Origin of the sequence: Nocardia sp. NPDC051900 (assembly GCF_044452545.1) — a bacterium.
GTDB lineage: Bacteria > Actinomycetota > Actinomycetes > Mycobacteriales > Mycobacteriaceae > Nocardia > Nocardia sichangensis.
Window position 1 is genome coordinate 99056 of the sequence record NZ_JBITBU010000024.1, and the last position, 24123, is coordinate 123178.

The window sequence follows — 24123 nt, forward strand, 5'->3', positions numbered from 1 at the left end:
CACCAGCGGGTGCACACTCGTTTGTGGAGATCAGTACGCACCGTGCGTTGCGACAACGACGTCCAGCACAGCGACGGCGAACATCGAACATGGAGCGCATCAGTTGGCCGACACCACCGTCCTCGTCACCGTCACCGGGCCGGACCGCCCCGGTGTGACGTCCGTGCTGCTCGCGGCCATGTCCCGGCACCGAGTGAGCCTGCTGGACGTGGAGCAGGTCGTGATCCGGGGCAGGCTGACCCTCGGTGTCCTGGTGACCTGCCCGACCGACGCCGAGGCGTTGCAGGACGAGCTCGAAGAGGCCATGAACACCGTCGGCATGAACGTCGACGTGGAGGTGGACGCGGCGATCGGCAGGCAGCCGATGTCCACCCACGCGGTGGTCATTCTCGGCAGCCCGGTCACCGCGCGCGCGTTCAGCGCGGTGTCGCGGCAACTGGCCGCGCTGGGAGCCAACATCGACACCATCCGCGGTATCGCCGACTACCCGGTGACCGGCATGGAGTTGATGGTCACCGCGCCCGATTCCGGCCCGGACACCGATTTCCGGCTGCGCACGGCGCTGGCCGAGGTCGCGGTGGCCGAGCAGGTGGACGTCGCCGTGGAGCGGGCCGGGCTGGCGCGCCGGGGCAAGCGGCTGATCGTGTTCGACGTCGACTCCACCTTGATCCAGGGCGAGGTCATCGAGATGCTCGCCGCGCACGCGGGCGTGGAGGACGAGGTCCGCAAGGTGACCGAGGCCGCCATGCGCGGCGAGATCGATTTCGCCGAATCGCTGCGGCAGCGGGTAGCGACGCTGGCCGGGCTGGACGAGTCGGTGATCGAGGAGGTCGCCGACCGGATCGAGCTGACCCCCGGCGCCCGCACCACCATCCGCACGCTGCGCCGGATCGGTTTCCGCTGCGGCGTGGTGTCGGGCGGTTTCCGGCAGGTGATCGAACCGCTGGCACACGAGCTGGAACTGGACTTCGTGCAGGCGAACACCCTGGAAGTCGTGGACGGCAAGCTGACCGGCCGCGTCGTCGGCGAGATCGTCGACCGCGCGGCCAAGGCGACCGCCCTGCGCAAGTTCGCCGCCGACGCCGGGGTGCCGATGGAACAGACCGTCGCGGTGGGTGACGGCGCCAACGACATCGACATGCTCAACGCCGCCGGGCTCGGCGTCGCCTTCAACGCCAAACCGGCGCTGCGCGAGGTCGCCGACGCCGCGCTCTCCCATCCGTATCTGGACGCGGTCCTGTTCATCCTCGGGGTCACCCGGCACGAGGTGGAGGCCGCCGACGCCAGGGACGGCCTGCTGCGCCGCGTCCCGCTGGGCTGAACATCCGGCCCGGTTCCGCCTCGAAAAACGCGGGACCAGTCCGTCGGTAGCTCTGCGCATGGCCGGAGCGAAGGCGGAGGTACGCATGGATGGGCGCTGTCGGGCGCAGTCTGTCGATAGCTCTGCGCATGGCCGGAGCGAAGGCGGAGGTACGCCTGTGTCGGTAGGCTCGCTGCTGTTGATCATGCGGCGATCGGAGGACGGGTGCGCAAGTCCCTGCTTGTGCTGCCCGCCCGATCGGCGGCGGAGTGCGGCTTGCCGGATGTGACGACAGAGTCCGCGAATTCCGTTGTCCGCATGAGCGAAGCGAACGGTCGACAACAGCGACCACCGCGCACGGGGCGGCGGCTGGTGATCGCGCACCCCGCGAATCCGTCCACCGCCTACTCGGGGAGCATCGCGAAAGCCGGTGCGGCCGTGGCGAAGCAGGACGGAGCGGCGGATCTCGAACCCGACCCACCCGCGCCGGGCGCGGGCAGGACGTCGGTGTGGAGTTTCGTCGGCGTGGTGTCCCGTGCGTCGCCGCTGACGATGGGGTACGCGCGTCCGTGGGAGCCGGGTTCCGAACCGGCCCGGACGTTTTCGTCGACGATCGAGGTGGAGCGATGACGAGCATTCCGGAATGCGGCGCCGAAGTCCGTGAGAACGGCGAGATCCGCGGCGTGGCAACGGCATCGGACGTCGAAGGGTTCCGGGCCCGGCACGCGGAGCTGGCCGGCGGCTACGGCGCGGGCGATCCGGACGACCCGGCCATGGTGCAGGCGATGCAGATGGTCCTGCATCTGCCCAAGATCGACCCGCCGCCGCGCAGTGCGCTGCTCGCCGCCGCCGCGTCGGCCGCGGTGGCACTGTGCCTGGACGAACGAGTCGGGCCTGGCGGCGAGTGGGAAGAACGCTATCTGGCGTGGAAGCGCTCCCGGATCCGCAAGGTGGCTCGGCGCGCTCGCGGCGCACAGTGGCAGGCGACTTGCGCTGTCGCGGGCGTAACGGTAGAGATCGACGGCGCGCAGGCGCGGGCGCTGGTCCCGGGGCCCGTGGGGCAGGTCGACCCGCGGATCAAGCGTCTGCAGATCGGCGGCACCGACCTCGCGCACGACGAGCCCGGCCCGCCCGATCCCGAACTGCCGGTGCTATGGGTGAACGCCGGGCTCGGGATGACGTTGGGCAAGGCCGCCGCGCAGGTGGGTCACGCGAGCATGCTGCTGGCCGGTGCGCTGCCGGTGGAGCACGCGCTGCGCTGGGCGGAACTCGGCTTCCGCTGCGCGGTCCGCGAGGCCGACCCGCGGCGCTGGGCGTCGCTGGCCGAGCATGTGACGGAGGGCGCGGCGATCGCGGTGCGCGACGCGGGATACACCGAAGTGGCGCCGGGCTCCATGACGGTGATCGCGGTGCCCGCCCGGTCCTGGTGAACCCTCCGCTACGGCGCGGCGCGCGTGTCGGTCGGTGCGGCCGATCCGGCCGGGACGGCGGCGTTCCAGCACAGATCCGACCGACCGGGTCGGTTTTCCCTCCCTGCGTTGGCAAGTGCCCCCCGGGGTGGGCCAAGATGGAGCGCGTGCCGCAACCGGATCCCGATCTGCTCATCGATTTCACCGACGTGACCGTCCGCCGCTCCGGCCGTACCCTCGTCGGGCCGGTCACCTGGCAGGTCGAGCTCGACGAACGCTGGGTGGTCCTCGGCCCCAACGGCGCGGGCAAGACCTCGCTGCTGCGTATGGCCGCCGCCGAACTGCATCCCACCGCGGGCATCGCCCATCTGCTCGGGGAGCGCATCGGAAAGGTGGACATCAGCGAGCTGCGCCCGCGCATCGGGCTGTCGTCGGCGGCGGTGGCCAGCCGGGTTCCGACCGACGAGAAGGTCAGCGATCTGGTGGTGTCCGCGGGTTACGCGGTGCTCGGCCGCTGGCGGGAGCGCTACGACGACGTGGACACCGATCGCGCCATCGACATGCTGGAAAGCCTGGGAGCCGAACATCTCTCCGACCGCACCTACGGAACGCTGTCGGAGGGCGAACGCAAACGCGTGCTCATCGCCCGCGCGCTGATGACCGATCCCGAGCTGCTGCTGCTCGACGAGCCCGCCGCGGGCTTGGACCTGGGCGGCCGCGAGGAACTGGTGGAGCGGCTCGGCGATCTCGCCGCCGATCCGGACTCGCCCGCGATCGTGCTGGTCACCCACCACGTGGAGGAGATCCCACCCGGATTCACCCACGGCCTGCTGCTCAACGAGGGCGAAGTGGTCGCGCAGGGCCTGCTCTCCGACGTGCTCACCGCCGAGAACCTCAGCGACGCCTTCCGCCAGTCGATCGCCCTGGATCGAGTCGACGGCCGCTACTTCGCGCGGCGTTCGCGGCGGGCGGGCAGTCACCGCACCCGCTGACTCGGACGGCGTGCGATCGCGCAGTTCGGGTGCGTCAGGCGTACCTCCGCCTTCGCTGCGGCCGTGCGCGTTGTGCGTACCTCCGCCTTCGCTGCGGCCGTGCGCGTTGTGCGTACCTCCGCCTTCGCTGCGGCCGTGCGCGTTGTGCGTACCTCCGCCTTCGCTCCGGGCGTGGGCGTTGTGCGTACCTCCGCCTTCGCTTCGGCGTGGGCGGGCTGCGGACGGACGACGTCCGACTTCGCCTGTTGTGCGTACATCCGCCTTCGCTCCGGCCGTGCGCGGGCTGAGGACGGACTTCCGACTGCACCTATTAAGGTGCAAGGGTGAGTGAGACAGTAGCGCAGGCAGACTCTCAGCAACCGGAACCGCCGCTCAAGGACGCGTCCACCGTGATGCTGGTGCGCGACGGAGCCGACGGGCCCGAGATCTTCCTGCAGCGCAGGGTCGGCGCGATGGCCTTCGCCGCGGGCATGACCGTGTTCCCCGGCGGCGGCGTCGACCCGTCCGACGGAACCGCCGACATCGCCTGGGCCGGTCCCGAACCCGCATGGTGGGCCGAACAATTCGCGACCAGCGAAACCAGGGCGAAGGCGCTGGTCTGCGCTGCCGTCCGGGAGACGTTCGAGGAGTGCGGCGTGCTGCTGGCCGGACCGACCGCCGACAGCGTCGTCTCCGACACCACCGATTACCACGAGGCCCGCGCAAGGCTCGAGCGCAGGGAACTGTCGCTGGCGTCCTTCCTCGCGGAGGAGAAGCTGGTGCTGCGCGCCGACCTGCTGCGGCCGTGGGCGAACTGGATCACCCCGGTCATCGAGCCGCGTCGCTACGACACTCGCTTCTTCGTCGCGGTGCTGCCGCAGGGGCAGCTCGCCGACGGCGCCACCTCCGAGGCGGCGGAGGTGCAGTGGCGCACCCCCGCCGAGGCGCTGGCACGGTGGCGCTCGGGAGCAGACGTCCTGCTGCCGCCGACTTGGTCGCAGCTGATCGCGCTCGGCGAATTCGGCTCCACCGCCGACATCCTCGCCGCGCGGCGGACTATCGATCCGATCATGCCGGTGCTGGCCGATCTGGACGGCAAACAGCTGCTGTCCTTCCCGGACAACCGACGCTATTTCGCCGATCTCCCCGATGCCGGGCGACTCAAGGGCTCGGCGCGCCCGTGACCGTCCGGGCGCTCCCCGCCTGAGCGGGCTTTCCGGCCATGCTGCGGTGCGTGCCGGCCGTGCACAGGTCTGCCGTGCGGGCTTGCCCGGTAGTGGTAGGACACCGGCGAGGGGTGTGCCGCCTGCCGGGTCCGACCGCCCGCGCTGTGCCTCCTGTCCGCATCGGCGGACCCTCGCGCTGACAGCGTGCCGCGTTCCCAGGGCCCACCGCTCACGCCGGTCAGCACCCGGTAGCGTGCGTCCCATGGCCGAATTCGTGACCCTGGAGCTGACCGAAGGCGATGCCGCGCGGCGCGTGGCCGTCCTCCGGATCGCCCGCCCGCCGATGAACCTGCTGAACCTGCAGCTGGCGCGGGAGCTGGCCGAGGCGGCGGACGCCGTCGCGGCGGACCAGGGTGTCGCCGCGGTGGTGGTGTACGGCGACGAACGAGTGTTCTCGGCGGGCGACGACGTGGCCGAACTGTTGGGGCTCGGCAGCGCCCAGGCCGCCGCCATGGCGGCCGACCTGCAGCACGCCCTTGGCTGTCTGGCCCGGATCCCGCAACCCACCGTCGCGGCGATCAGCGGTTACTGCCTCGGCGGCGGGCTGGAGTTGGCTCTGGGAGCGGACCGCCGCATCATCGGTGACAACGTCAAACTGGGCCTGCCGCAGATCGAGACGGGACTGATCCCGCTCGCGGGCATCCGGCGCCTGTCCCTGCTGATCGGGCCGGGCGCGGCCAAGGACCTCGTCTACACCGGTCGTTTCGTCGAACCGGACGAGGCGAAGGCGCTCGGCCTCGTCGACGAAGTCGTCGCGCCGGACGACGTGTACACCGCCGCGATGCGGTGGGCGCGCCAGTTCGCCGACGGTCCCGCCCGCGCGCTGGCCGCCGCGAAAGCGGTTTTCGAAGCCGGCCCGCACGGCCTCGATCGCGCCCGCGGCGAGTGGTCGGCCCTGTTCACGACGGAAGATCGCCTGATAGGAACAGGTTCTTATCTGGCCAACGGTCCAGGGTCGGCCGAATTCGTGGGCCGATAGCAGGCGTCAACTGCGGATTTGGGTAGGCTTGCCGACCATGACGGTACGTCCCGACGACCCCGCGCCGAACCCGCACGCCACCGAGGCAGAGGTCGAAGCAGCGCTCAAGGATCCGAAGCTGGCCCAGGTGCTCTACCACGACTGGGAAGCCGAGACCTATGACGACAAATGGTCCATTTCCTATGACGAGCGCTGTATCGAATACGCGCGCGGCCGGTTCGACTTGGCCGTCGGTCCCGCGCCGCTGCCCTACGGCAAGGCGCTCGAACTGGGCTGCGGTACCGGATTCTTCCTGCTGAACCTGATGCAGGCGGGCGTGGCGAAATCGGGCTCGGTCACCGACCTGTCGCCGGGCATGGTGAAGGTGGCGCTGCGCAACGCGCAGAACCTCGGCCTGGACGTGGACGGCCGGGTCGCCGACGCGGAGACCATCCCCTACGACGACGACACCTTCGATCTGGTGGTCGGCCACGCGGTGCTGCACCACATCCCCGACGTCGAGCTGGCGCTCAAGGAGTGCCTGCGCGTGCTGAAGCCGGGCGGCCGCTTCGTGTTCGCCGGTGAGCCGACCACGGTCGGCAACTTCTACGCCCGCTGGCTGGGCCGCATCACGTGGAAGGCCACCACCACGGTGACCAAGCTGCCGATGCTCAGCGACTGGCGGCGTCCGCAGGAGGAGCTGGACGAGTCCTCGCGCGCGGCGGCCCTCGAGGCCGTCGTCGACCTGCACACCTTCGATCCGCGCGCCCTGGAGTCGATGGCTCGCTCGGCGGGCGCCGTCGAGGTGGCGGCCAAGACCGAGGAGTTCGCGGCCGCCCTGTGGGGCTGGCCCGTGCGCACCTTCGAGGCCGCGGTCCCCGCCGAGAAGCTCACCTGGCGCTACCGGATGGCGATGTACCGCGCCTGGCTGGGACTGAGCTGGGTGGACGAGAACGTCATGCGCCGTGTCGTCCCGCGCCAGTTCTTCTACAACGCCATGATCACCGGCGTGAAGCCCACCTCCGCCGGAAAGTAGTGGCGCGCGATACCTGTCGCGACCGCATCGCTCATCGCGGCAGCGCCATCGGGGCTGCCGCGGTGGGTGTACACGAGCCCATGTCGCCGCGCCGGTTCGAATGCCGTGACCGGGCTCGGTCTTCCACGATCCGAACCGGCACGATCACGATCGCCGGAATCAGGCGGGTCGACTCGATCCCGATGCGGGACCGATAGTGGGCTATCTCTTCACCCGCGACGACGTCGGGTACCTGGGTAGCGCGACCGGTCGGGCCGCACTGGCCGATGTGGATCGCCTGGCGCTGACGTCCGTGTCCCTGCTGAAGGATCTCGAGCAGGTGCGCGGCGCCTATGGTGACCGCGCCGCGGCGCTGGTCGAGACGGTCCGGTTGCGCCGCCGCGCCACGGCCAAACTGGCCGACGCGGGGGAGTGGTTGTTCACCGACGACGCCTTGCAGCAGGCGACCCCGACCGCCGTCGCCAGGCACCGGGCCGCGCGCCTGGCCGGGCGGGCGGTGCACGACGTGACCTGTTCGATCGGCGCGGAGCTGGCGGCCCTGGCGCCGCACTGTCCCGCCGTGCTCGGCAGCGATCTGGACGACGTACGGTTGGCGATGGCGTCCCGCAATCTGTCCGGTCATCGGAATGTCTTGCTGGCCAAGGCGGATGCGCTGACGCCGTGCAGTGTCGACACCGTCGTGACCGCCGACCCGGCCCGGCGCGCCGACGGCCGCCGCACCCACGACCTGGCCAAACTGCAACCGCCACTGCCGGATCTGCTCGACGCCTATCGTGGGCGCGATCTCGCTGTGAAGTGCGCTCCCGGTTTGGATTTCGACCGTCTCGGCTGGCCCGGCGAGGTGGAGGTGGTGTCGCTCGACGGCTCCGTGCGCGAGGCGTGCCTCTGGTCGTCGGGACTCACCGAGCCCGGCGTCACCCGTCGTGCCACGGTGCTCTCCTCCAAGGCCGCCGCCTGGACTATCACCGACGCCGAACCCGACATCATCGACGAGCGCCCGCCGGGGCAGTGGATCGTCGACCCGGACGGCGCGGTCGTGCGCGCCGGTCTCGTCCGCCACTACGCCGCGAAAAACGGCTTGTGGCAACTCGATCCCCGCATCGCCTATCTCACCGGCGATACCGTGCCCGAGGGAGTACGTGGCTTCCGCGTCCTCGACCGCATGGACTTCCGCGAGAAGGCCCTCCGCGCCGAACTGCATCGCCGTGACTGCGGCCCCCTCGAAATCCTCGCCCGGGGTGTCGACATCGACCCCGATGCCCTCCGATCGCGCCTCAAACCCCGTGGCAGTCAACCGCATACGCTGGTGATCACTCGCATAGGCCGTAGCGCGACGGTCTTCCTCTGTGTCACCCCGTGACCATCCGGGGCGAATCGTGCCCTCCGCCGGAAGTCCCGCGACGACGAGCCGTGCGGCGTCGGCCACCGTTGGTCCGTCGGCTGTGCGGGCAGATCGCTGCCGAAGATTGGCGACTCTACCGGCCGCGTCGCCCGCGCGGATCAGTGTCTGCACTGCGGGCCCGGTATCCGAAACGAGTCTGCCCGGCTGGCCTCCGCGCGCGGGCCGCTCCAGCGGGCACCGCACCCGGACCTCGCGACCGGGCGCTACTCCGGTGTGAACGCGAAGATCTCGCCGATGCGGGTGGCGACCACGACCTCACCCTTCGCGCCGACCGACGTACCGGTGGTCGTACCCTTCGCGCCCGGGAGGACGTCGGAATCGATGGTGGTTCCGGTCCGCGTGTCGAAGGTGACGAGGTTCAGGCCGTCGCCGATCGCCGCGGTGACGTAGCCGGTGTCGCCCGCCGTCTGCGCCGCAGGGCCGCGCAGCGCCAGATCCTTACGTTCCCAAACCGTCTCGACAGTGTCGCCGTTGTCCCGCAGTGCGAGCAGGTAGCCTTCCTCGCCCGACGGGATGATCAGGCCGTCGTCGGACACCGAGATGCCGCCGCGCGGAGTCCAATCCAGCCGGTGCACCCACTTGGTCCGCCCGTCAACGGTGTCGAGCGCGATCAGGCGGTTGTTGTTGTCGCCGACGTAGACGGTGCCGCCGTCGGCGGACAGGGCCGGACTGGTCGCGCTGCCACCGAGCAACAACTCGGCGCTCCACTCCCGCGCGACCTTCGCGCCGGTGTAGCGCAGCGCGACGAGGGACGCGGCAGGCCGCCCCGGCTGCCACAACGTCACGTAGAAACGGCCACTGGCGGCGTCGATGGGGGAGATGTTCGCGACCGGGCAGTGCGGCCCTCCGGTGGCGCAGTCGTCCAGCCCCTGGCCCGCGTCCGGCCAGCCGAGGCCCGCGTGCGCGAGGAAGTCCGGTTCGCCGAGCAACTGCACGCTCGGAACCGCCCGGTCGCCGGTCTGCCTGGACAGCACGTCGACCTGACCGGACTGGCTGATCGTCAGCAGTTTGCCGTCCCCGGTGAACTGCACCGAGACCGGCGTTCCGGCCACGGGCGTCGCCCACCGCGGCTGCCCCAGGTAGTTGAAGGAGATCACCCTGCTGTCGTCGCCGATGTAGACATTGGACATCCAGTCGACCGCCGACGGCGAGGAGATCGCGCTCGGGCCGAGGGCGTTGCAGAACCGCTTGCGGCCGGTAGCCATCTGGAAGGAGAAGATCGAGCAGTTCGCCAGGCGCGTGGTGACGAACAGCTGCCCGTCGGGCCCCAGCGTGATCGGCTGTGCGATCGGTCCGCCGACCGGCCGCTGCCAGCTCAGTCCGAGCTTCCGCGACCCGGTGACCGGAGCGGTGCCGCTGTTGCGGCCGTCGTGGTAGGCGGCGGTCCAGCCCTTGCCGGTGCCGACGGTGATGTCGTCGTAGTCGGTGCCGCAACCGGCCAGCGTCAGCGCGCCGACCGCGGCCAGCACGACCGCGGCGCGTTTCCGGGACGGTCGCCACATGGAAGTAGCCAGTACGCCGCCGCTTCGCACCTGCCGTACTCCTGTCGTCGTTGGCTCGCACCCGCGCCCTGTCCGGCGCAGGAGTCACTGTACGGGAGGCCTTTGCGCGGGTGAACGAGTCCCGGCGTTGTCGTAGCGGGTGCTCGTCGCGATGCTCGCCACGGGCGATAGGCTCTATCCGTCGCCGCCGAGGCGGGCGACGGCCGGTAGGACCACGACAGGAGAACCGTTCGTGACGAGCATGTGGGGCGCACCGTTGCGCTCGCGCTGGCGGGGATCGCGCCGCCGGGATCCGCAGCAGGCGCGTTTTCTGACGCGGGCGTCGCTGCGCTGGGTGCTCGCGAACCGGGCCTACACGCCCTGGTATCTGGTGCGTTACTACCGGCTGTTCAAGTTCCGCCTGGCCAACCCGCACATCGTGCTGCGCGGCATGGTCTTCCTCGGGCGCCGCGTCGAGATCCACGCCACGCCGGAACTGAGCCGCATGGAGATCGGCCGCTGGGTGCACATCGGCGACGGCAACGCGATCCGCTGCCACGAGGGTTCGCTGCGCATCGGCGACAAGGTGGTGTTCGGCAAGGACAACGTGGTCAACACCTACCTCGACATCGAGATCGGGGAATCGACCCTGGTCGCCGACTGGTGCTACATCTGCGACTTCGACCACAAGATGGACGACATCAACGTGCCGATCAAAGACCAGGGCATCGTGAAGAGCCCGGTGCGCATCGGCCCCGACACCTGGATCGCGGCCAAGGTGACCGTGCTGCGCGACACCCGCGTCGGGCGCGGCTGCGTGCTCGGCGCGCACGCCGTGGTCAAGGGCGAGATCCCGGACTTCAGCATCGCCGTCGGCGCGCCGGCCAAGGTGGTCAAGAACCGCAAGGCGGCCTGGGAGGCGGGCGCCGAGCAGCGCGCCGAATACCTTGCCGCGCTGGAGGACATCGCGCGTAAGAAGAACGGTGCCGCGCAGAACGCCTGAGAGTTCGTCGGTGCGGGCGGGTAGGTTCGCGCTATGACTGCCTACGCCGCCCTGTTGCGCGGGATCATGCCGAGCAATCCGAACATGAGCAACGCGAAGTTGCGCGCGGTGTTCGAATCGCTCGGATTCGAGGGCGTCGGTTCGGTGCTGACCAGCGGCAACATCGTGTTCCGCAGCGCGGAGACCGACGTGCCCGCGCTCGAGGAGCGTATCCAGCAGGCGCTGGTCCAGGAATTGGGCATCGGCGGCGGCACGATCATCCGCAGCCACGACGAGCTGCGCGCGTTGCTGGACACCGACCCTTTCCACGGCCTGACCCACGGACGCGGCACGTATCTGATCGCCACGTTCCTCAAGGACACGGCCGAGCCTCCGGCAACCCTGCCCGAGCGGCCGGACCCGCTCACCCGGGTCGTGGGCTACGACGAGGCGGCCCGTGCCTTCCTCGCGGTCATCGACAACAGTCAGCCGGGCAAGACGCCCGACTTCATGGCCTGGCTGGAGAAGACATACGGCAAGGACATCACCACCCGCACCTGGCTCACGATCGAGCGCGTCGTCAAGAAACTGGCGGCTTAGCGGGCTACTTCGGATCGCGTTCCGGCAGCGGGCGTTCCACGATGGACGGGCGGCCCAACGGGTTGCGCACCCGCCGCTTGGCCGAGTGGTACACCTGAGCGGTCTCGGCGGCCACCACGTCCCAGGCGAAGTCGGCGGTGAGCCGTTCCCGGGCGGCGTAGGCGCGCTGCTGCGCGGCGGCGGGGTCGTCGAGGGTGGCGCGGACCGCCTCGACCAAGCCGTCGACGTCGGCGGGCGCGAAGGAGGCGCCGGTGACGCCGTCGATCACGGCCTCGCCCAGGCCGCCCGCCGTCGAGGTGATCAGCGGGGTGCCCGCAGCGGCCGCCTCCAGCGCGACGATGCCGAACGGTTCGTATCGGCTCGGCAGCACGATCGCGTCGGCGCCGTGCAGCCAGCCGAGCAGTTCCGCGTGGTCGAGCTGACCGGCGAAGTTCACCGCGCGGGCGACGCGGTGCACTCGGGCGCGCTCGCGCAACCACTCGAACTGGGTGCCGACGCCCGCGACGGTCAGGGTGGTGCCGGGGTGGGCGCGGCGGATGCGCGGCAGCGCGGCGATCGCGTCCTGCACGCCCTTCTCGTACTCGAGCCTGCCCACGTACAGCAGCCGGGGCGGACCGCTGCGCGGCGCGCGCGGGCGGAAAGTCCACGCGCCCACGTCGATGCCGTTGCGGATCACCGTCATCGGGATCCGCTCCGGACCGTAGAGCCGCTCGACTTCGTCCTGCATGGACGACGAGCAGGTGATCAGCGCGTCGGACTCGTTGGCGAGCCACCACTCCACCGAGTGCACCTGCTTGTTGACCTTGCCCGCGACCCAGCCGCTGTGCCGCCCGGCCTCGGTGGCGTGGATGGTCGACACCAGCGGCACGTCGTAGTACTCGGCCAGGGCGATGCCGGGGTGGGCGACCAGCCAGTCGTGCGCGTGCACCACGTCCGGCATCCAGCCGTCGCCGATGCCGGGCTTCCCGAGGGCGACGCCCGCGCGCACCATGGCGTGTCCCATGGCCAGCGTCCAGGCGAGCATGTCCTCGCCGAAGTCGAACACCGGCGGGTCCTCGGCGACCGCGACCACCAGCACGCCTTCGGCGATGTAGGAGTGCGTGGGATGGGTGGAGGCGTCGGTGCCGGAAGGGCGCCGGGACAGGACGACCACCTCGTGGCCGGCCGCGGCGAGTTCGACGGCGAGGTGATGCACGTGCCTACCCAGCCCGCCGACCACGACGGGTGGGTACTCCCACGACACCATCAAAATCTTCATGCAAGTCCTTCTGCGGCCGAGCCCGGGTCCGCCGGAACCGGTCCGTGGTCCGCGGTGGCGGAGTCCGGGCCTGGCTCGGCGGCGGATACTGCCCCGGTGGCGCTGGGTACGGACCCCGCGGAGGTGAGTCGTCGCGCGTCCACGCCGGGGAAGAGTCCGTCAGCTGCCCCCCATCCTGCCGCCAACTGCCGTGCTTTCGCGAGTTGGCCCGCCCCGACGGCCGCGGCGATTTCCCGGACGGCGTGGGCATGGCGGTGCGCGCGGTCGCGCGCGTACCCCGCGGCGGAGTCCTTGCTGACCATGAACGCCCAGTCGCTGGAGACGGTCAGGATCGCTTCGCGCAGCAGCTGATCGGCGACGTGATCGCGGAGTCCGGGTGCGCCGCCCTGGGCGGCGCGCATCTTGTCGACGGTGTCCAGGGTCAGCCGCACGATGTCGTCGTTGAGCTCGACCAGGTCGCGCACCTGTTCGCCCGCCCACACCCGCCAGTCCTTGCCCGAACCCCAGGACGAGTCGGCCAGTGGCACCGGTTCGCCCAGGTAGCCGCGCGCTCGGGCGTCGGCGAGGGTGCCCACGGTGACGCCCGCCTCCGGCAGCGCCCGCAGTACCTGCGCCAGCCACTGCGGGCCCTCGTGCCACCAGTGGCCGAACAGTTCGGTGTCGAACGCGGCGACGACCAGGGCGGGCCTGCCGATCCGCTCGGACTCGGAGATCAACCGCTCGCGCACCGTCCGCACGAAGTCGTCCACATCCCGGACGACGGCCGCGGCGGCGAGTTCCGGATCGTAGGGAGCCTTGTCCGGGCCCGCGACGGTCTTGCCGGTGACCCGCGCGGGTTTGAGACCTGTGGCGTGGTCATAGTGATGAAAGTCACGGTAGGCGCCGTGCCCGGGATAGCCGGATTTCGGTGACCACACGCGGTAACTCACCTGCAAATCGCGCCCGAACGCGACCACGTCCGAATCCCGGACCGGTCGGCCGAGCGTGGTATCGCCACGCAGCGCGGGGCCGTCGACCATGAAATGCGTCACACCCGCGGCGGCGTAGCCGACCTCCATGCCGGGGGTGTAGCCACATTCCGGCGCCCAGATGCCGGTCGGTGTGTGGCCCCAGCGGTGTCGCGCGTCCGCCAGGCCCTCGGTGAGCTGGAACTGGCGCAGCCGTGGGTCCAGCAGCGGCTGGAACGGGTGGGCCAGCGGGCCGCCGAGCAGTTCGATGGCCTCCGCGTCGACGAGCGCGCGCCAGACCGGCGCGGCGCCGTGCCGCCAGTACTGCTCGAACTCGGCCAGGGCGGCGGCGGCCAGGCGGTGCTCGTGCCTGCCCAGCGCGACATTGCCCGCCATGGCGGCTTCGTCGGCGCGCAGCTGCCAGTTGCCCAGCCAGTGGTGCATGCCCGCCAGGCAGTGCGGGTCGTCCAGCTGGGCCGCGAGCACCGGTGTGATACCGAGGCTGAGCAGATGCGAACGACCTTCGGCCGCAAGGGTTCGCAACACTTCGACGACGGGCAGGTAGGAGGCGGCCCAGGACTGGTAGAGCCATTCCTCGCCGACCGGCCAGCGACCGTGATGTGCCAGCCAGGGCAGGTGGGAGTGCAGGACCAAGGTGAACTGGCCCGGCACGGGACTTGCCGCGTGCCCGCCGGGCACGGTACCGCGATCGGTCAAGGCTTCACCGCGATGGCGATCAGATCCAGGCTCGCGTCGATGTTCGTGGCCAGCAACTCGAAATCGTCCACCGTGACGCTCGCGACGTCCGCGGTGAGTTCCGCGGGCCAGGGTTCCCCGGCCAGCGCGCGTTCGATCTGCGCGTCGATGAACGACCCGCCGTGCTTGGCGTCCAACGCTTTCAGGCCGGGCCCGTGGTGCACGCCGATCATCTCCGGCACCTCGAATCCGGCCTCGACCAGCAGTTCGGTCAGCTCGGCCGCGTTGAGTTCCCTCGTGTGGAACGGGTTGAGCGGAGTGTCGCGACCGGGCGAGAAGGTGATCCGGTTGGGGGTGCTGATCAGCAGCTCACCGCCGGGGCGAAGCACGCGCAGGCATTCGCGCAGGAACTGGGCCTGATCCCAAAGGTGCTCGATCACTTGGAAGTTCACCACGACGTCGACCGAGGCGTCCTCCAGCGGCAGCTCGGCGAGGTTGCCGTGGAGCATCTCCACGCGGGGGTAGCGCACGCGCACGTGTTCGACGGCGCCGGTGTCATAGTCGACGCCGATCACCTTGGTGGCCACGCCGGCGATCATGTCGGCGCCGTAGCCCTCGCCGGAACCCGCCTCCAGCACGGTCTTTCCGGCGCAACGGTCCAGCAGACGGGCGTAGGCGATCTCGTGCCTGCGGAACCAGTAGTTCTCCTCGGCGATGCCCGGAACGGTGCGCTCGCCGGTCAGCGGCAGTGGTTCGACGGCGCTGGTGCTCGTCTCGGATGCCACGGTGATGCCGGACGGGTCGTCCACTGCGGCAGGGATCACAGCCTCGCTCATCACTCCGACGTTACTGGCACCGCATCCGCGGGGCATACCCCACCCGGCTGCCCCGGAGTGCGGCTTCGCTCGCCGGGAAAGGGGTCGCCGGAACCGCGCACTGTAGTGCGTGGTAACCAATTGTGAGAGAGAAGCCACTAAGTTACCCACGGGTAACTTAACGTAAGGTAATGTCACGGCCTGAGCCACCCACCCGGGCGTACGGCGCAGTTCGTGCGACCACCACATACGTGTAACCAGAACAGGAGGTCGACGAAGACCGATGCCGAACATCGTCGTACTCATCAAGCAGGTTCCCGACACCTGGTCCGAGCGCAAGCTCACCGATGGTGACTTCACGCTCGATCGCGAGGCCGCCGACGCCGTCCTCGACGAGATCAACGAGCGCGCCGTCGAAGAGGCGCTGCTGATCAAGGAGGCCCAGGGCGGTGAGGTCACCGTGCTGGCCGCCGGTCCGGACCGCGCCACCGAGGCCATCCGCAAGGCGCTGTCCATGGGCGCCGACAAGGCCATCCACATCAACGACCCGGCCATCCACGGCTCCGACGCCGTGCAGACGGCGTGGGTGCTGGCGAGTGCGCTCGGTCAGGTCGAGGGTGTCGAGCTGGTCATCGCGGGCAACGAGGCCACCGACGGCCGCGCGGGCGCGGTGCCCGCGATCATCGCCGAGTACCTCGGCCTGCCGCAGCTGACGCACCTGCGCAAGCTGGTCGTCGACGGCGACAAGATCACCGGTGAGCGCGAGACCGACGAGGGCGTGTTCAAGCTGGAGGCCTCGCTGCCCGCCATCGTCAGCGTCACCGAGAAGATCAACGAGCCGCGTTTCCCGTCCTTCAAGGGCATCATGGCCGCGAAGAAGAAGGAAGTGCAGACCTTCACGCTGGCCGACCTGGGCGTCGACCCCTCGACCGTTGGCGTCGCGAACGCGGGTTCCGCCGTCACCGCCGCCACGCCGAAGCCTCCGCGCACCGCGGGCGAGAAGATCGCCGACGAAGGCGACGGCGGCACCAAGATCGCCCAGTACCTGATCGGCCAGAAGATCATCTGATCTCGGTAGCGCTGCAGACTTCCTAGGAGAGAACACATGGCTGAAGTACTCGTGCTCGTCGAGCACGCCGAGGGTGCGATCAAGAAGGTCAGCACCGAACTGCTCACCGCCGCTCGCGCCCTTGGCGAGCCCGCCGCCGTCGTGCTCGGCACGGCGGGCACCGGCGAGAAGCTGGCCGACGCCCTGGCCGCCGCGGGCGCCGAGAAGATCTACATCGCCGAGTCCGACGATGTGGAGAACTACCTGGTGACCCCGAAGGTCGACGTGCTGGCCGCGCTGACCGAGTCGGTCTCGCCCGCCGCCGTCATCGTCGCCGCCAGCGCCGAGGGCAAGGAGGTGTCGGGTCGCCTGGCCGCCCGCATCGGCTCCGGTCTGCTGGTCGACGTCATCGACGTGAAGTCCGACGGCACCGCCGTGCACTCCATCTTCGGTGGCGCGTTCACCGTCGACGCCAAGGTCACCGGCGATGTCCCGGTGATCTCGGTCCGCCCGGGCGCCGTCGAGGCCTCCGCGCAGGCCGGCGCAGGCGAGAAGGTGACCGTCGAGGTGCCCGCGCAGGAAGAGGGCGTGGTCAAGGTGACCTCGCGCGAGCCGGTCGTCGGCGGTGACCGCCCGGAACTCACCGAGGCGAGCATCGTGGTCTCCGGTGGCCGCGGCGTCGGTTCCGCCGACAACTTCTCGGTGGTCGAGGCCCTGGCCGACTCGCTCGGCGCGGCCGTGGGCGCTTCGCGCGCCGCCGTCGACTCGGGCTACTACCCGGGCCAGTTCCAGGTCGGCCAGACCGGTAAGACGGTCTCCCCGCAGCTGTACATCGCCCTCGGCATCTCGGGCGCGATCCAGCACCGCGCGGGCATGCAGACCTCGAAAACCATCGTCGCCGTCAACAAGGACGAAGAGGCGCCGATCTTCGAGATCGCCGACTACGGCATCGTGGGCGACCTGTTCAACGTCGCGCCGCAGCTGACCGAAGCGGTCAAGACGCACAAGGGCTGACACCCTTCGGCCGGTCGAAAGGCGGCCCCGACCTTCAGAGGCCGGGGCCGCCTTTCGCTGAGTTGGTCAGTCTGCTGCGGCAGCACTTCCACTGCCCACCCATGCGCCGTGTGATCGGTTGGGGTGCAGTGGCATAACCGGTCAGATGGCCCGGCGCTGCTCGTGATCGGCACGGTTGACGACTCCATTCGCCGATCTCCTGCGTTGCTTGCTAGTTTCATTGGCGTCAAATCCCCCGAAGGGGGGGAGTCATCGACACTAGGGGATCAGAGATGAAGAAGACGGTTACGGGACTGCTGATGGGCGCGCTGGCCACGGGGGCACTGATCGCCTTGGCGCCTGCGGCGCAGGCAGAGGTGTATCCGAACGAAAAGGAATGCCTGGCCGCCGCGAAGCGAGAGGAGGCGCGGCGCGTTTCCGAGGGCGACATCAACGTCCCCCATTACAGCTGCAAGGCCGCAGGAAACGGCTGGCGGATGGGCATCTTCCGCTGATCGAAGTGGTGAGGGCGGGCTGATTTTGGTCTGCACCGCCCTCGCCGCACGATCTGTCGTACGACCTCAGGACCACCGCGTCGAGCGGTGGTCCTGTTCCGTTTTTCGACCACCGCCGAAACGTCCGCCTCCGACTGCCATTCGGCCTGGTCCAGCCGCCCGAACTCGAGCGTGAGACCGATGATGGCCTGTCGAGAGGCGAACTCTAGAGGCCAGGTGAGCGAAAATCGTGACCGCTGCGAAAGAAATTACGGTGCAGGCGATTTCGCGTCGGCGATGCGGGTGGCGGACTTACACTCGGCCGGTGAGCATCCCAACGGAACCGATCGGTAGCATCCCTCGACCTCACGATCTGTTGGCCGCTATGGCCGACGAATCCGGCGACGCCACCGCGCTCGCCGAACTCCAGCGGAGCGCGGTCGCCGAGACCGTGCGCAAGCTGGAAGAACTCGGCTCTCCCGTCGTCACCGACGGCGAGCAGTCCAAGCCGAGCTTCGCCACCTATCCGATTGCCGGGCTCGATAATCTGGCCCCGGACGGGGCGATCATCCCGTTCGCCGACGGACACCAGAGACAGCTGCCCCGGCTGGCCTCCGGTCCGTTCCGCTATGCCGCGCACGCGGCGGACTATCTGCGCGACGCGCAGCAGCACGCCACCGTTCCGGTGAAGCAGGCCGTGATCGCGCCGTCGGCGCTGAGCCTGCTGTATCCGGCCGACGGGATCGAGGGTTATCCGCGCGAGCAGTTCCTCGCCGATCTCGCGGACGCGGCCGAGGCCGACATTCGCGGCTGCCTGGAGGCGGGTGCACACCTGGTGCAGCTCGACTTCACCGAGGGGCGGCTGTCGCTCAAACTGGATCCCAGCGGCGGCGTGCTCGACCAGTTCATCGAGCTGAACAACACAGTGCTCGACCGGTTCTCGGACGAGGAGCGGGCCAGGATCGGCGTGCACACCTGCCCGGGCGGCGACCAGGACTCCACGCACAGCCTGGACGTGGACTACGTCGAATTGCTGCCGAAGCTGCTGCAACTGCGGGTGGGCGCGTTCTACCTCCAGTTCGCGAGCGAGCCGGATCCGGAGAAGGTGCTCGCCGTGGTCGCCGAGCACCTGCCCGCCGAGGCGCGGGTGTTCATCGGTGTCACCGACCCGATCGACCCGCAGGTCGAGACACCCGAACAGGTCCGCGACCGGGTGCTGCTCGCCGCCCGCTACCTGCCCGTCGATCGGTTGGGCACCTGCGACGACTGCGGCTTCTCGCCGTTCGCCGACGACACCTCCACCTCGCGGGAGACCGCGTTCGCCAAGATCCGTGCGCGTATCGAGGGCACGGCGCTGGCGGCGACGGAACTGGGCATCTGAATTGCGGTGACTCGTGCGACCGGCCCCGGTTGGACCGGGGCCGGTTCGTCCGGCGAGAAGTCGGATTGCGGTTGCCGGATGGTTCAGCGCAGATGCGCAGCAGTGTCGCTGCGCTGTAGGGGAGCCCCTTGCCGATCTCGCTCTTTCGCCGAAAAGGACTCGATGTACGCAAGGGAGCGGCCCCGCTCCGGCCGTGTGGTGGGCGGTGCGGGGCCGGTCGTTTCCGTTAGTCGTTGCGAGTTCTCGTCAGGCGGGGCGGTCGAATTCGCCGACCTGCACGCCTGTGGTGAAGGCGTCCCACTCACCTGGTGCGAACACCAATGCTGGGCCGGTCGGGTTCTTGCTGTCCCGGACGCCGATCATGCCGCTGTGGAGCCATGCCACTTCGACGCATTGCGAACCACTCTCGCTGCGGCTGCTCTTGAACCATTTCGCCCCGGATAGGTCACTGTTCACCGCTCGTAACTCCTTGCCACCCGCCGGAGCAGGTCTCGCGATTCCACTTCACCCAGGCACGCATCCCGGATGCCCGAGGCGAGCTCACTATAAAGCCGAATCTCCCCGGCTTTCTCCAGGTATACATCCTGCGCCGGCCCTCCCTCCAAGTACACGATCGGCGGTTCGATCGGCACGCCTTTGGCATTCGACGCGAACTCCATGATGATGAACAGGCTATGCGGCATCCCCCAGGTCAATCCCGCGCTGAATGGGTGTATCCGTACGGTGACGTTCGGCAACTTCGAGATTTCGGCGATGTGCCGGTGCTGGGCCGACATGGTCTTCGGCCCGCCGACCATGCGGTGGAGCGCCGATTCGTGCAGCAAGACTTCCAGAGTGATCGGCTTGGTCTTACGGGTGACGATGTTCTGTCGCCTCAGTCGGTGCTCCACACGCCGCTCGATGTCCTCGCGACTGAAATCCGGATATGCACCGATCACTGCGCGCGCATAGTCTGCAGTCTGCAAAAGACCAGGGACATGCTCGTGGTACATGGTCAGTCGCCGCGCCGCCGCCTCCAGTCCGACATACATGTTGAAAGCGCCGCTGTACAGACCGCCGTACGCGTGATACCAGCTCTTCGTTCTCGCTTGCACCGCAAGGTCCACTGCCGCTTCGGTGTCCGTGGCCTCAACGCCGTACAGCTCGCATAGCGCCTGGACGTCCTGTTTACGGACTTTCTGGATCTGTCCGGTCTCCATGCGCTGGAGTACCGCCCGGGACAGATCGACCAGTTTGGCGGCCTCGGCGATGGTGAAGCCCGCCGCTTCGCGGCGGTCACGCAGAAAGCGTCCGAGTTGGCGGCGCGGCAGGGTGGATGACGGGCCTTCTTCATCAGGGTTGGTCACGCAGGTCTCCTGGAAGTGAGTCGTGCGGGATTGCGAATCGATCAAGTTCAGCTCGAGAACCGAGCACCGTCCTGGGCAATTGAGCCGATCGGGAATGGGTGCTCGTTTTCGAGCGTATCCGCTGGTCACGGGTGGTGTGCTGGTTTTCGGCGTCCGAGGCGGAAACCCGCGCAGGGGGCGTCTCAGCACAACGAATCCGAAACCCGCACGCTGTCAAGATGATCCGGGAGCAACGATGCGTACCCAGAAGATCGGCACGAACGGCCGACCCGCCACGCAGAAGATACAGAAGCACAATGCCCTAGGGCTGGTACGACCCGACATTTCCAGACTGCACACATCTCGGCATGCGACCGAAATACGCCGCCACGCCGAGCAGTTGGGCTTCCACTACCTCTCCACCGTCCGGCCCCCGGCAGGCGAAGTCGATCCAGTCGGATACGCACTGGCCGTCGCGGTCGGCGTGCACGCCGCCGCCCTCGTCGTCCACGACCTGACCACCGTGGACAACACCCCCGCGCGGGTCTGCGAAACATGCGACCTCGAAACGGTGTGCCCTGCGGTGACTTGGGCGCGCGCTCAGCCTGATGCGACCGGCCCCGGCCACACCCACCCCGACCGCCCGCTCACCATCGCCGAGTCGCATCGAATCATGCAGCAGCACAGAGGTTGTCGTGCCGCCACCTGTCCACGGAAGGCGTTGGCGCTCAGCTGCCTGGTGCGGGCGGGCAAGCTCGTTCCGCCGGTTTCGAGCCCACGCGAACGTGCCGCCGCTCGTGGTCTGGCGTTCGAAACCGCCGATCGACTGCCCGTCTCGCCTGGCCCCGACCTGGGAACACTGCTGAATGTGCTGGACGCGCTCACCGCCTCCGTCGCGGATTCCCGAACGCCGGTATCCCGTCCGCCCGATGTCGCGCGCAGCGAGCGGGACTGATGCGGAATGCGCGACATCCATCACACCGAAGCCGAGGGCTTTCGGGCTACCTGGCGACCGGAAGGCCGTCGCATCGCGATCTTGGATGTGCGGGACGCATCCGACATGACGCCGATCGCCTCGTACCACCCCGGTTCTTACCCCGACCTCGCGCAAGCCCGCGAACTGCTGCCGGAATTGACCCGACTGTGGGACGCGGTTCGCCACGACTTCTGGTCACAGCTCTTGCCCGGCCGTCGACCTTCCACCACCTGCATCGACGGCCGGACGTGAGCACGTGGGTCGTGGCCGGGTAACAGACCGCGTCTTGTCCCGCTCCAGCAAGAGACCACCCGGAGGGAAGAAGCGCCTTCAGCGACGATCTTGTGGTGTTCCAAGGGCGCAATCTTCCCCTAGAGCCCTGAGTCAGCAGCGGTGCAGTGCGGTGAGCAGGGTGTCCAGGATCGGTGAGCGCCGGGCGTCGGCGCGCAGGACCGCCGACACGGGGATGCGCAGCTTGGATTCGGCCAGCCGCAGCACCACCAGACCCTCGGTCGTGCTCTCCGCGTAGAGCACCGTCCACGCCTCGGGCCGGTTGATCAGCTCCATCGTCGCGGTGTGGTCCGGCGGGATGGGCGGTCCGAAGGTGGGGCCGGTAGGCAGTTCGGCGAACGCGTTGCGAATTACGGTGTGTAGCAACACCTGTTCCTGCTCCGGGGGGAGTAGCAGGGGGTAGGAGGCCAGATCCGCCAGGGTCACCGTGTCCTTCGTGGCCAGCGGATGCGCGCTGGAGGTGGCGATCACCAGATCCTCGACCCACAGCTGCTCGACTACGAGGCCGGGCTGGTCGACGCGGCCGCGGATCAGGGCCAGATCGCAGTCGCCGTCTGTCACCGCGGTGATGCGCTGACGGAAGGGTTTGATGACGAACTCGATCTCCGCCTCCGGATGCGCGGCGCGCGCTCCCGCGATGGCCGACAGCGAGCGGGTGGCGAAGGACATGTTCGCGGCCAGCCGGATGCGTGGGCCGACCGTCCGCACGGCGGCGCGGATCGCCGACTCCAGACTCAGCATTTGTTTCGCAAGGGGAAGTAGCCGTGCGGTGGCGTCGGTGGGCACGACCGAGCGGGTCGAGCGCTCGAACAGTTGCACGCCGAGGTCGCGTTCGAGCCGGGAGATCTGGTGGCTGATCGCCGACTGCGAGATGAAGCAGCGCGCCGCGGCGCCGCTGAAGCTGAGCTCCTCGCACACCGCGACGAAGTAGGTGAGCTGCCGAAGTTCCACGGCGCCTCCTAATTAATTACGAATCGAGATAAGAGTCATCTTAATTATGCGCCCACACACCTGAAATATCCGCCCTCCGGATCGCGGTTCGTAATGAGAGAAGGAGGCTGTCATGCAGTACGTGGACGCGGGAATCGAAACCGCGGGTGTCGTCATTGTCGGATCGGGGTTCGGCGGGCTCGCCGCCGCCAAGCAACTGGCCAAGTCGGGGGTGGACTATGTGCTGATCTCCAGCACGCCCGAGCATCTGTTCCAACCGCTGTTGTACCAGGTAGCGACCGGTGTGCTCACATCGGAGGAGATCGCGCCGCCGATCGCGGGCATCCTGCGCCGCCATCGCGAGGCCGACGTTCGCCTCGGCACCGTGGTCGGCATCGATCCCGACCGCGCCATCGTCACCTACGAACACGAGGGCGTTTCGCACCGCATCCGCTACGGCTCGCTGATCGCGGCCACCGGCGCGAGCCAGTCCTACTTCGGCCGCGACGACTTCGCGGAGAAGACCTATTCGCTCAAGACCATCGACGACGCGCGGCGGCTGCGCGCCCAGATCGCGCGCGTCTTCGCCGAAGCCGCGCAGGCCGACGAGCAGACCAAGCGCAAGCTGCTGAGCTTCGTCGTGGTCGGCGCGGGCGCGACCGGCGTCGAGGTGGCCGGTCAGCTGAAGGAGCTGGCGAAACGGTATTACCACCAGGAGGTTTCGGTCACGCTCGTGGAGGGCGCGGGCGAGGTGCTCCCGCCGTTCGGCGGCGGGCTGTCGGAGTACGCGAAGAAGTCGCTGACCGGCAGCGGCGTGGAGGTGCTGCTCGGCACCTTCGTCACCGACATCGAGCACGGCAAGGTCACCGTCAAGAGCGCCGACGGGGTCGAGCACGCCATCGCGGCGGAGACCGTGGTGTGGTCGGCGGGCGTGCAGGCGGGCGGGTTCGCGAAGATCCTGGCCGAGGCCACGGGCGTGGCGACCGACCGGGCCGGCCGACTGCTGATCAACCCCGATCTCACCGTCGGCGGCTACGCCGACATCTACGCCATCGGCGACATGACCTCGCTCAACGGCTACCCCGGGCAATCGCCGGTGGCCATGCAGGAAGGCAGGCACGCCGCCGACATCATCCGCCGCAAGAAGCAGCCCGGCACGCCCTTCACCTACTGGGACAAGGGCAGCATGGCGGTGATCAGCCGGTTCAGCGCCGTGACGAAGCTGAACGACCGCATCACCTTCCGCGGTGTGATCGCCTGGTTCATGTGGCTCGCGGTGCACCTGTTCTACCTGGTCGGTTTCCGCAACCGCTTCGCCGCGGTCGCGTCCTGGCTGGTCGCGTTCATCTTCACCGGGCGCCCCGGTTTCGCCGAGGAGGACGCGACCGCGCCGAAGGTACTCGCCGCGGAGAGTCGAGCCGCTTAAATGGCTTCTCGCACCTGAGAATCGCGTCGCGCACGATCGAAAGGCGGCGCGATTCACGGTGCGCGCGGCATTCACGCTGCCCAGGAACGAACCGCGATTCGCACGGTAAACCGCATGTCGGAAGCGGTTTCGGTGCGGGAGGGCGAACGCGGTGGAACCGTTCGGTGAACGCTCGGTG

At 69.0% G+C, this 24123-nt stretch carries 24 protein-coding genes; 17 read left to right on the forward strand and 7 right to left on the reverse strand.

Annotated features, from left to right (window positions below):
• Nucleotides 1–103 precede the first annotated feature (103 nt).
• The 8 genes from serB (at nucleotide 104) to ACIA5H_RS32345 (ending at nucleotide 8260) form a co-directional block, all read left to right on the forward strand.
• Nucleotides 104–1321 carry a phosphoserine phosphatase SerB gene (serB, locus tag ACIA5H_RS32310; RefSeq protein ID WP_379253325.1) on the forward strand — a complete coding sequence of 406 codons (1218 nt, stop codon included), beginning with the start codon at nucleotides 104–106 and terminating at the stop codon, nucleotides 1319–1321.
• A 297-nt stretch (nucleotides 1322–1618) separates the two neighbouring features.
• Complete coding sequence (locus tag ACIA5H_RS32315) at nucleotides 1619–1930, forward strand: protease inhibitor I42 family protein (protein ID WP_397079591.1); 312 nt, start codon at nucleotides 1619–1621, stop codon at nucleotides 1928–1930.
• Nucleotides 1927–2730: an aminoacyl-tRNA hydrolase gene (locus ACIA5H_RS32320; RefSeq protein ID WP_379253327.1), complete on the forward strand. Its 804-nt coding sequence runs from the start codon at nucleotides 1927–1929 to the stop codon at nucleotides 2728–2730. Before ACIA5H_RS32315 ends, ACIA5H_RS32320 begins: the two co-directional genes overlap by 4 nt.
• A gap of 137 nt (nucleotides 2731–2867) precedes the next feature.
• The gene (locus tag ACIA5H_RS32325) at nucleotides 2868–3701 is read left to right on the forward strand and encodes an ABC transporter ATP-binding protein (protein ID WP_364429369.1); all 834 of its coding nucleotides are present in this window, start codon (nucleotides 2868–2870) and stop codon (nucleotides 3699–3701) included.
• A 392-nt stretch (nucleotides 3702–4093) separates the two neighbouring features.
• Nucleotides 4094–4864, forward strand: coding sequence for an NUDIX hydrolase (locus tag ACIA5H_RS32330; protein WP_355078832.1), 771 nt, complete (start codon nucleotides 4094–4096; stop codon nucleotides 4862–4864).
• Between the two features lie 244 nt (nucleotides 4865–5108).
• The gene (locus ACIA5H_RS32335) at nucleotides 5109–5885 is read left to right on the forward strand and encodes an enoyl-CoA hydratase-related protein (protein ID WP_379253330.1); all 777 of its coding nucleotides are present in this window, start codon (nucleotides 5109–5111) and stop codon (nucleotides 5883–5885) included.
• Nucleotides 5886–5922: 37 nt separating this feature from the next.
• The gene (locus ACIA5H_RS32340; RefSeq protein WP_397079596.1) at nucleotides 5923–6900 is read left to right on the forward strand and encodes a methyltransferase domain-containing protein; all 978 of its coding nucleotides are present in this window, start codon (nucleotides 5923–5925) and stop codon (nucleotides 6898–6900) included.
• 196 nt (nucleotides 6901–7096) lie between these two features.
• Nucleotides 7097–8260 (forward strand): class I SAM-dependent methyltransferase, encoded by a 1164-nt coding sequence (locus tag ACIA5H_RS32345; protein ID WP_397079598.1) that lies wholly within the window; start codon nucleotides 7097–7099, stop codon nucleotides 8258–8260.
• 245 nt (nucleotides 8261–8505) lie between these two features.
• On the opposite strand, the gene ACIA5H_RS32350 is transcribed toward ACIA5H_RS32345, so the two are convergent.
• On the reverse strand, nucleotides 8506–9804 hold the full coding sequence (locus tag ACIA5H_RS32350) for a PQQ-binding-like beta-propeller repeat protein (protein WP_379253332.1): 1299 nt from the start codon (nucleotides 9802–9804) through the stop codon (nucleotides 8506–8508).
• 232 nt (nucleotides 9805–10036) lie between these two features.
• On the opposite strand from ACIA5H_RS32350, the gene ACIA5H_RS32355 reads away from it, so the two are divergent.
• Together ACIA5H_RS32355 and ACIA5H_RS32360 are read left to right on the forward strand one after the other, a co-directional pair.
• Nucleotides 10037–10786 carry an acyltransferase gene (locus tag ACIA5H_RS32355; RefSeq protein WP_355078771.1) on the forward strand — a complete coding sequence of 250 codons (750 nt, stop codon included), beginning with the start codon at nucleotides 10037–10039 and terminating at the stop codon, nucleotides 10784–10786.
• A gap of 33 nt (nucleotides 10787–10819) precedes the next feature.
• Nucleotides 10820–11365 (forward strand): DUF1697 domain-containing protein, encoded by a 546-nt coding sequence (locus tag ACIA5H_RS32360; protein ID WP_355078772.1) that lies wholly within the window; start codon nucleotides 10820–10822, stop codon nucleotides 11363–11365.
• Between the two features lie 4 nt (nucleotides 11366–11369).
• On the opposite strand, the gene ACIA5H_RS32365 is transcribed toward ACIA5H_RS32360, so the two are convergent.
• The 3 genes from ACIA5H_RS32365 to ACIA5H_RS32375 are packed head-to-tail and all read right to left on the reverse strand — an operon-like array spanning nucleotide 11370 to nucleotide 15102.
• Nucleotides 11370–12623, reverse strand: coding sequence for a glycosyltransferase family 4 protein (locus tag ACIA5H_RS32365; protein ID WP_397079603.1), 1254 nt, complete (start codon nucleotides 12621–12623; stop codon nucleotides 11370–11372).
• The gene (locus tag ACIA5H_RS32370) at nucleotides 12620–14287 is read right to left on the reverse strand and encodes a glycoside hydrolase family 57 protein (protein ID WP_355078773.1); all 1668 of its coding nucleotides are present in this window, start codon (nucleotides 14285–14287) and stop codon (nucleotides 12620–12622) included. Before ACIA5H_RS32370 ends, ACIA5H_RS32365 begins: the two co-directional genes overlap by 4 nt.
• On the reverse strand, nucleotides 14284–15102 hold the full coding sequence (locus ACIA5H_RS32375) for a class I SAM-dependent methyltransferase (RefSeq protein WP_397079605.1): 819 nt from the start codon (nucleotides 15100–15102) through the stop codon (nucleotides 14284–14286). Before ACIA5H_RS32375 ends, ACIA5H_RS32370 begins: the two co-directional genes overlap by 4 nt.
• A 262-nt stretch (nucleotides 15103–15364) precedes the next feature.
• On the opposite strand from ACIA5H_RS32375, the gene ACIA5H_RS32380 reads away from it, so the two are divergent.
• From ACIA5H_RS32380 to ACIA5H_RS32395, 4 genes are all read left to right on the forward strand, one after another.
• Nucleotides 15365–16150 carry an electron transfer flavoprotein subunit beta/FixA family protein gene (locus ACIA5H_RS32380; RefSeq protein ID WP_355078775.1) on the forward strand — a complete coding sequence of 262 codons (786 nt, stop codon included), beginning with the start codon at nucleotides 15365–15367 and terminating at the stop codon, nucleotides 16148–16150.
• Between the two features lie 36 nt (nucleotides 16151–16186).
• Nucleotides 16187–17143, forward strand: coding sequence for an electron transfer flavoprotein subunit alpha/FixB family protein (locus ACIA5H_RS32385; RefSeq protein WP_355078776.1), 957 nt, complete (start codon nucleotides 16187–16189; stop codon nucleotides 17141–17143).
• Nucleotides 17144–17415: 272 nt separating this feature from the next.
• Nucleotides 17416–17637, forward strand: a complete 222-nt coding sequence (locus ACIA5H_RS32390; protein ID WP_355078777.1) for a hypothetical protein — start codon at nucleotides 17416–17418, stop codon at nucleotides 17635–17637.
• Nucleotides 17638–17941: 304 nt separating this feature from the next.
• A complete protein-coding gene (locus tag ACIA5H_RS32395; RefSeq protein ID WP_397079608.1) occupies nucleotides 17942–18997 on the forward strand; it encodes a 5-methyltetrahydropteroyltriglutamate--homocysteine methyltransferase in 1056 nt (351 codons plus the stop codon).
• Between the two features lie 246 nt (nucleotides 18998–19243).
• On the opposite strand, the gene ACIA5H_RS32400 is transcribed toward ACIA5H_RS32395, so the two are convergent.
• Both ACIA5H_RS32400 and ACIA5H_RS32405 read right to left on the reverse strand, forming a co-directional pair.
• The gene (locus tag ACIA5H_RS32400; RefSeq protein WP_397079610.1) at nucleotides 19244–19453 is read right to left on the reverse strand and encodes a DUF397 domain-containing protein; all 210 of its coding nucleotides are present in this window, start codon (nucleotides 19451–19453) and stop codon (nucleotides 19244–19246) included.
• On the reverse strand, nucleotides 19450–20343 hold the full coding sequence (locus ACIA5H_RS32405) for a helix-turn-helix domain-containing protein (protein WP_397079612.1): 894 nt from the start codon (nucleotides 20341–20343) through the stop codon (nucleotides 19450–19452). The genes ACIA5H_RS32400 and ACIA5H_RS32405 overlap by 4 nt, the downstream gene beginning before the upstream one ends.
• 235 nt (nucleotides 20344–20578) lie before the next feature.
• Between ACIA5H_RS32405 and ACIA5H_RS32410 the strand changes: the two genes are divergently transcribed.
• Together ACIA5H_RS32410 and ACIA5H_RS32415 are read left to right on the forward strand one after the other, a co-directional pair.
• Nucleotides 20579–21277: a hypothetical protein gene (locus ACIA5H_RS32410; protein WP_397079614.1), complete on the forward strand. Its 699-nt coding sequence runs from the start codon at nucleotides 20579–20581 to the stop codon at nucleotides 21275–21277.
• A 6-nt stretch (nucleotides 21278–21283) separates the two neighbouring features.
• On the forward strand, nucleotides 21284–21550 hold the full coding sequence (locus tag ACIA5H_RS32415) for a hypothetical protein (RefSeq protein WP_397079616.1): 267 nt from the start codon (nucleotides 21284–21286) through the stop codon (nucleotides 21548–21550).
• A gap of 132 nt (nucleotides 21551–21682) precedes the next feature.
• Here ACIA5H_RS32415 and ACIA5H_RS32420 read toward each other — a convergent pair whose 3' ends face one another.
• Nucleotides 21683–22540 (reverse strand): LysR family transcriptional regulator, encoded by an 858-nt coding sequence (locus ACIA5H_RS32420; RefSeq protein ID WP_355078783.1) that lies wholly within the window; start codon nucleotides 22538–22540, stop codon nucleotides 21683–21685.
• Between the two features lie 112 nt (nucleotides 22541–22652).
• Here ACIA5H_RS32420 and ACIA5H_RS32425 point away from each other — a divergent pair, with 112 nt between their 5' ends.
• Nucleotides 22653–23945 (forward strand): NAD(P)/FAD-dependent oxidoreductase, encoded by a 1293-nt coding sequence (locus tag ACIA5H_RS32425; protein WP_355078784.1) that lies wholly within the window; start codon nucleotides 22653–22655, stop codon nucleotides 23943–23945.
• Nucleotides 23946–24123: the final 178 nt, after the last annotated feature.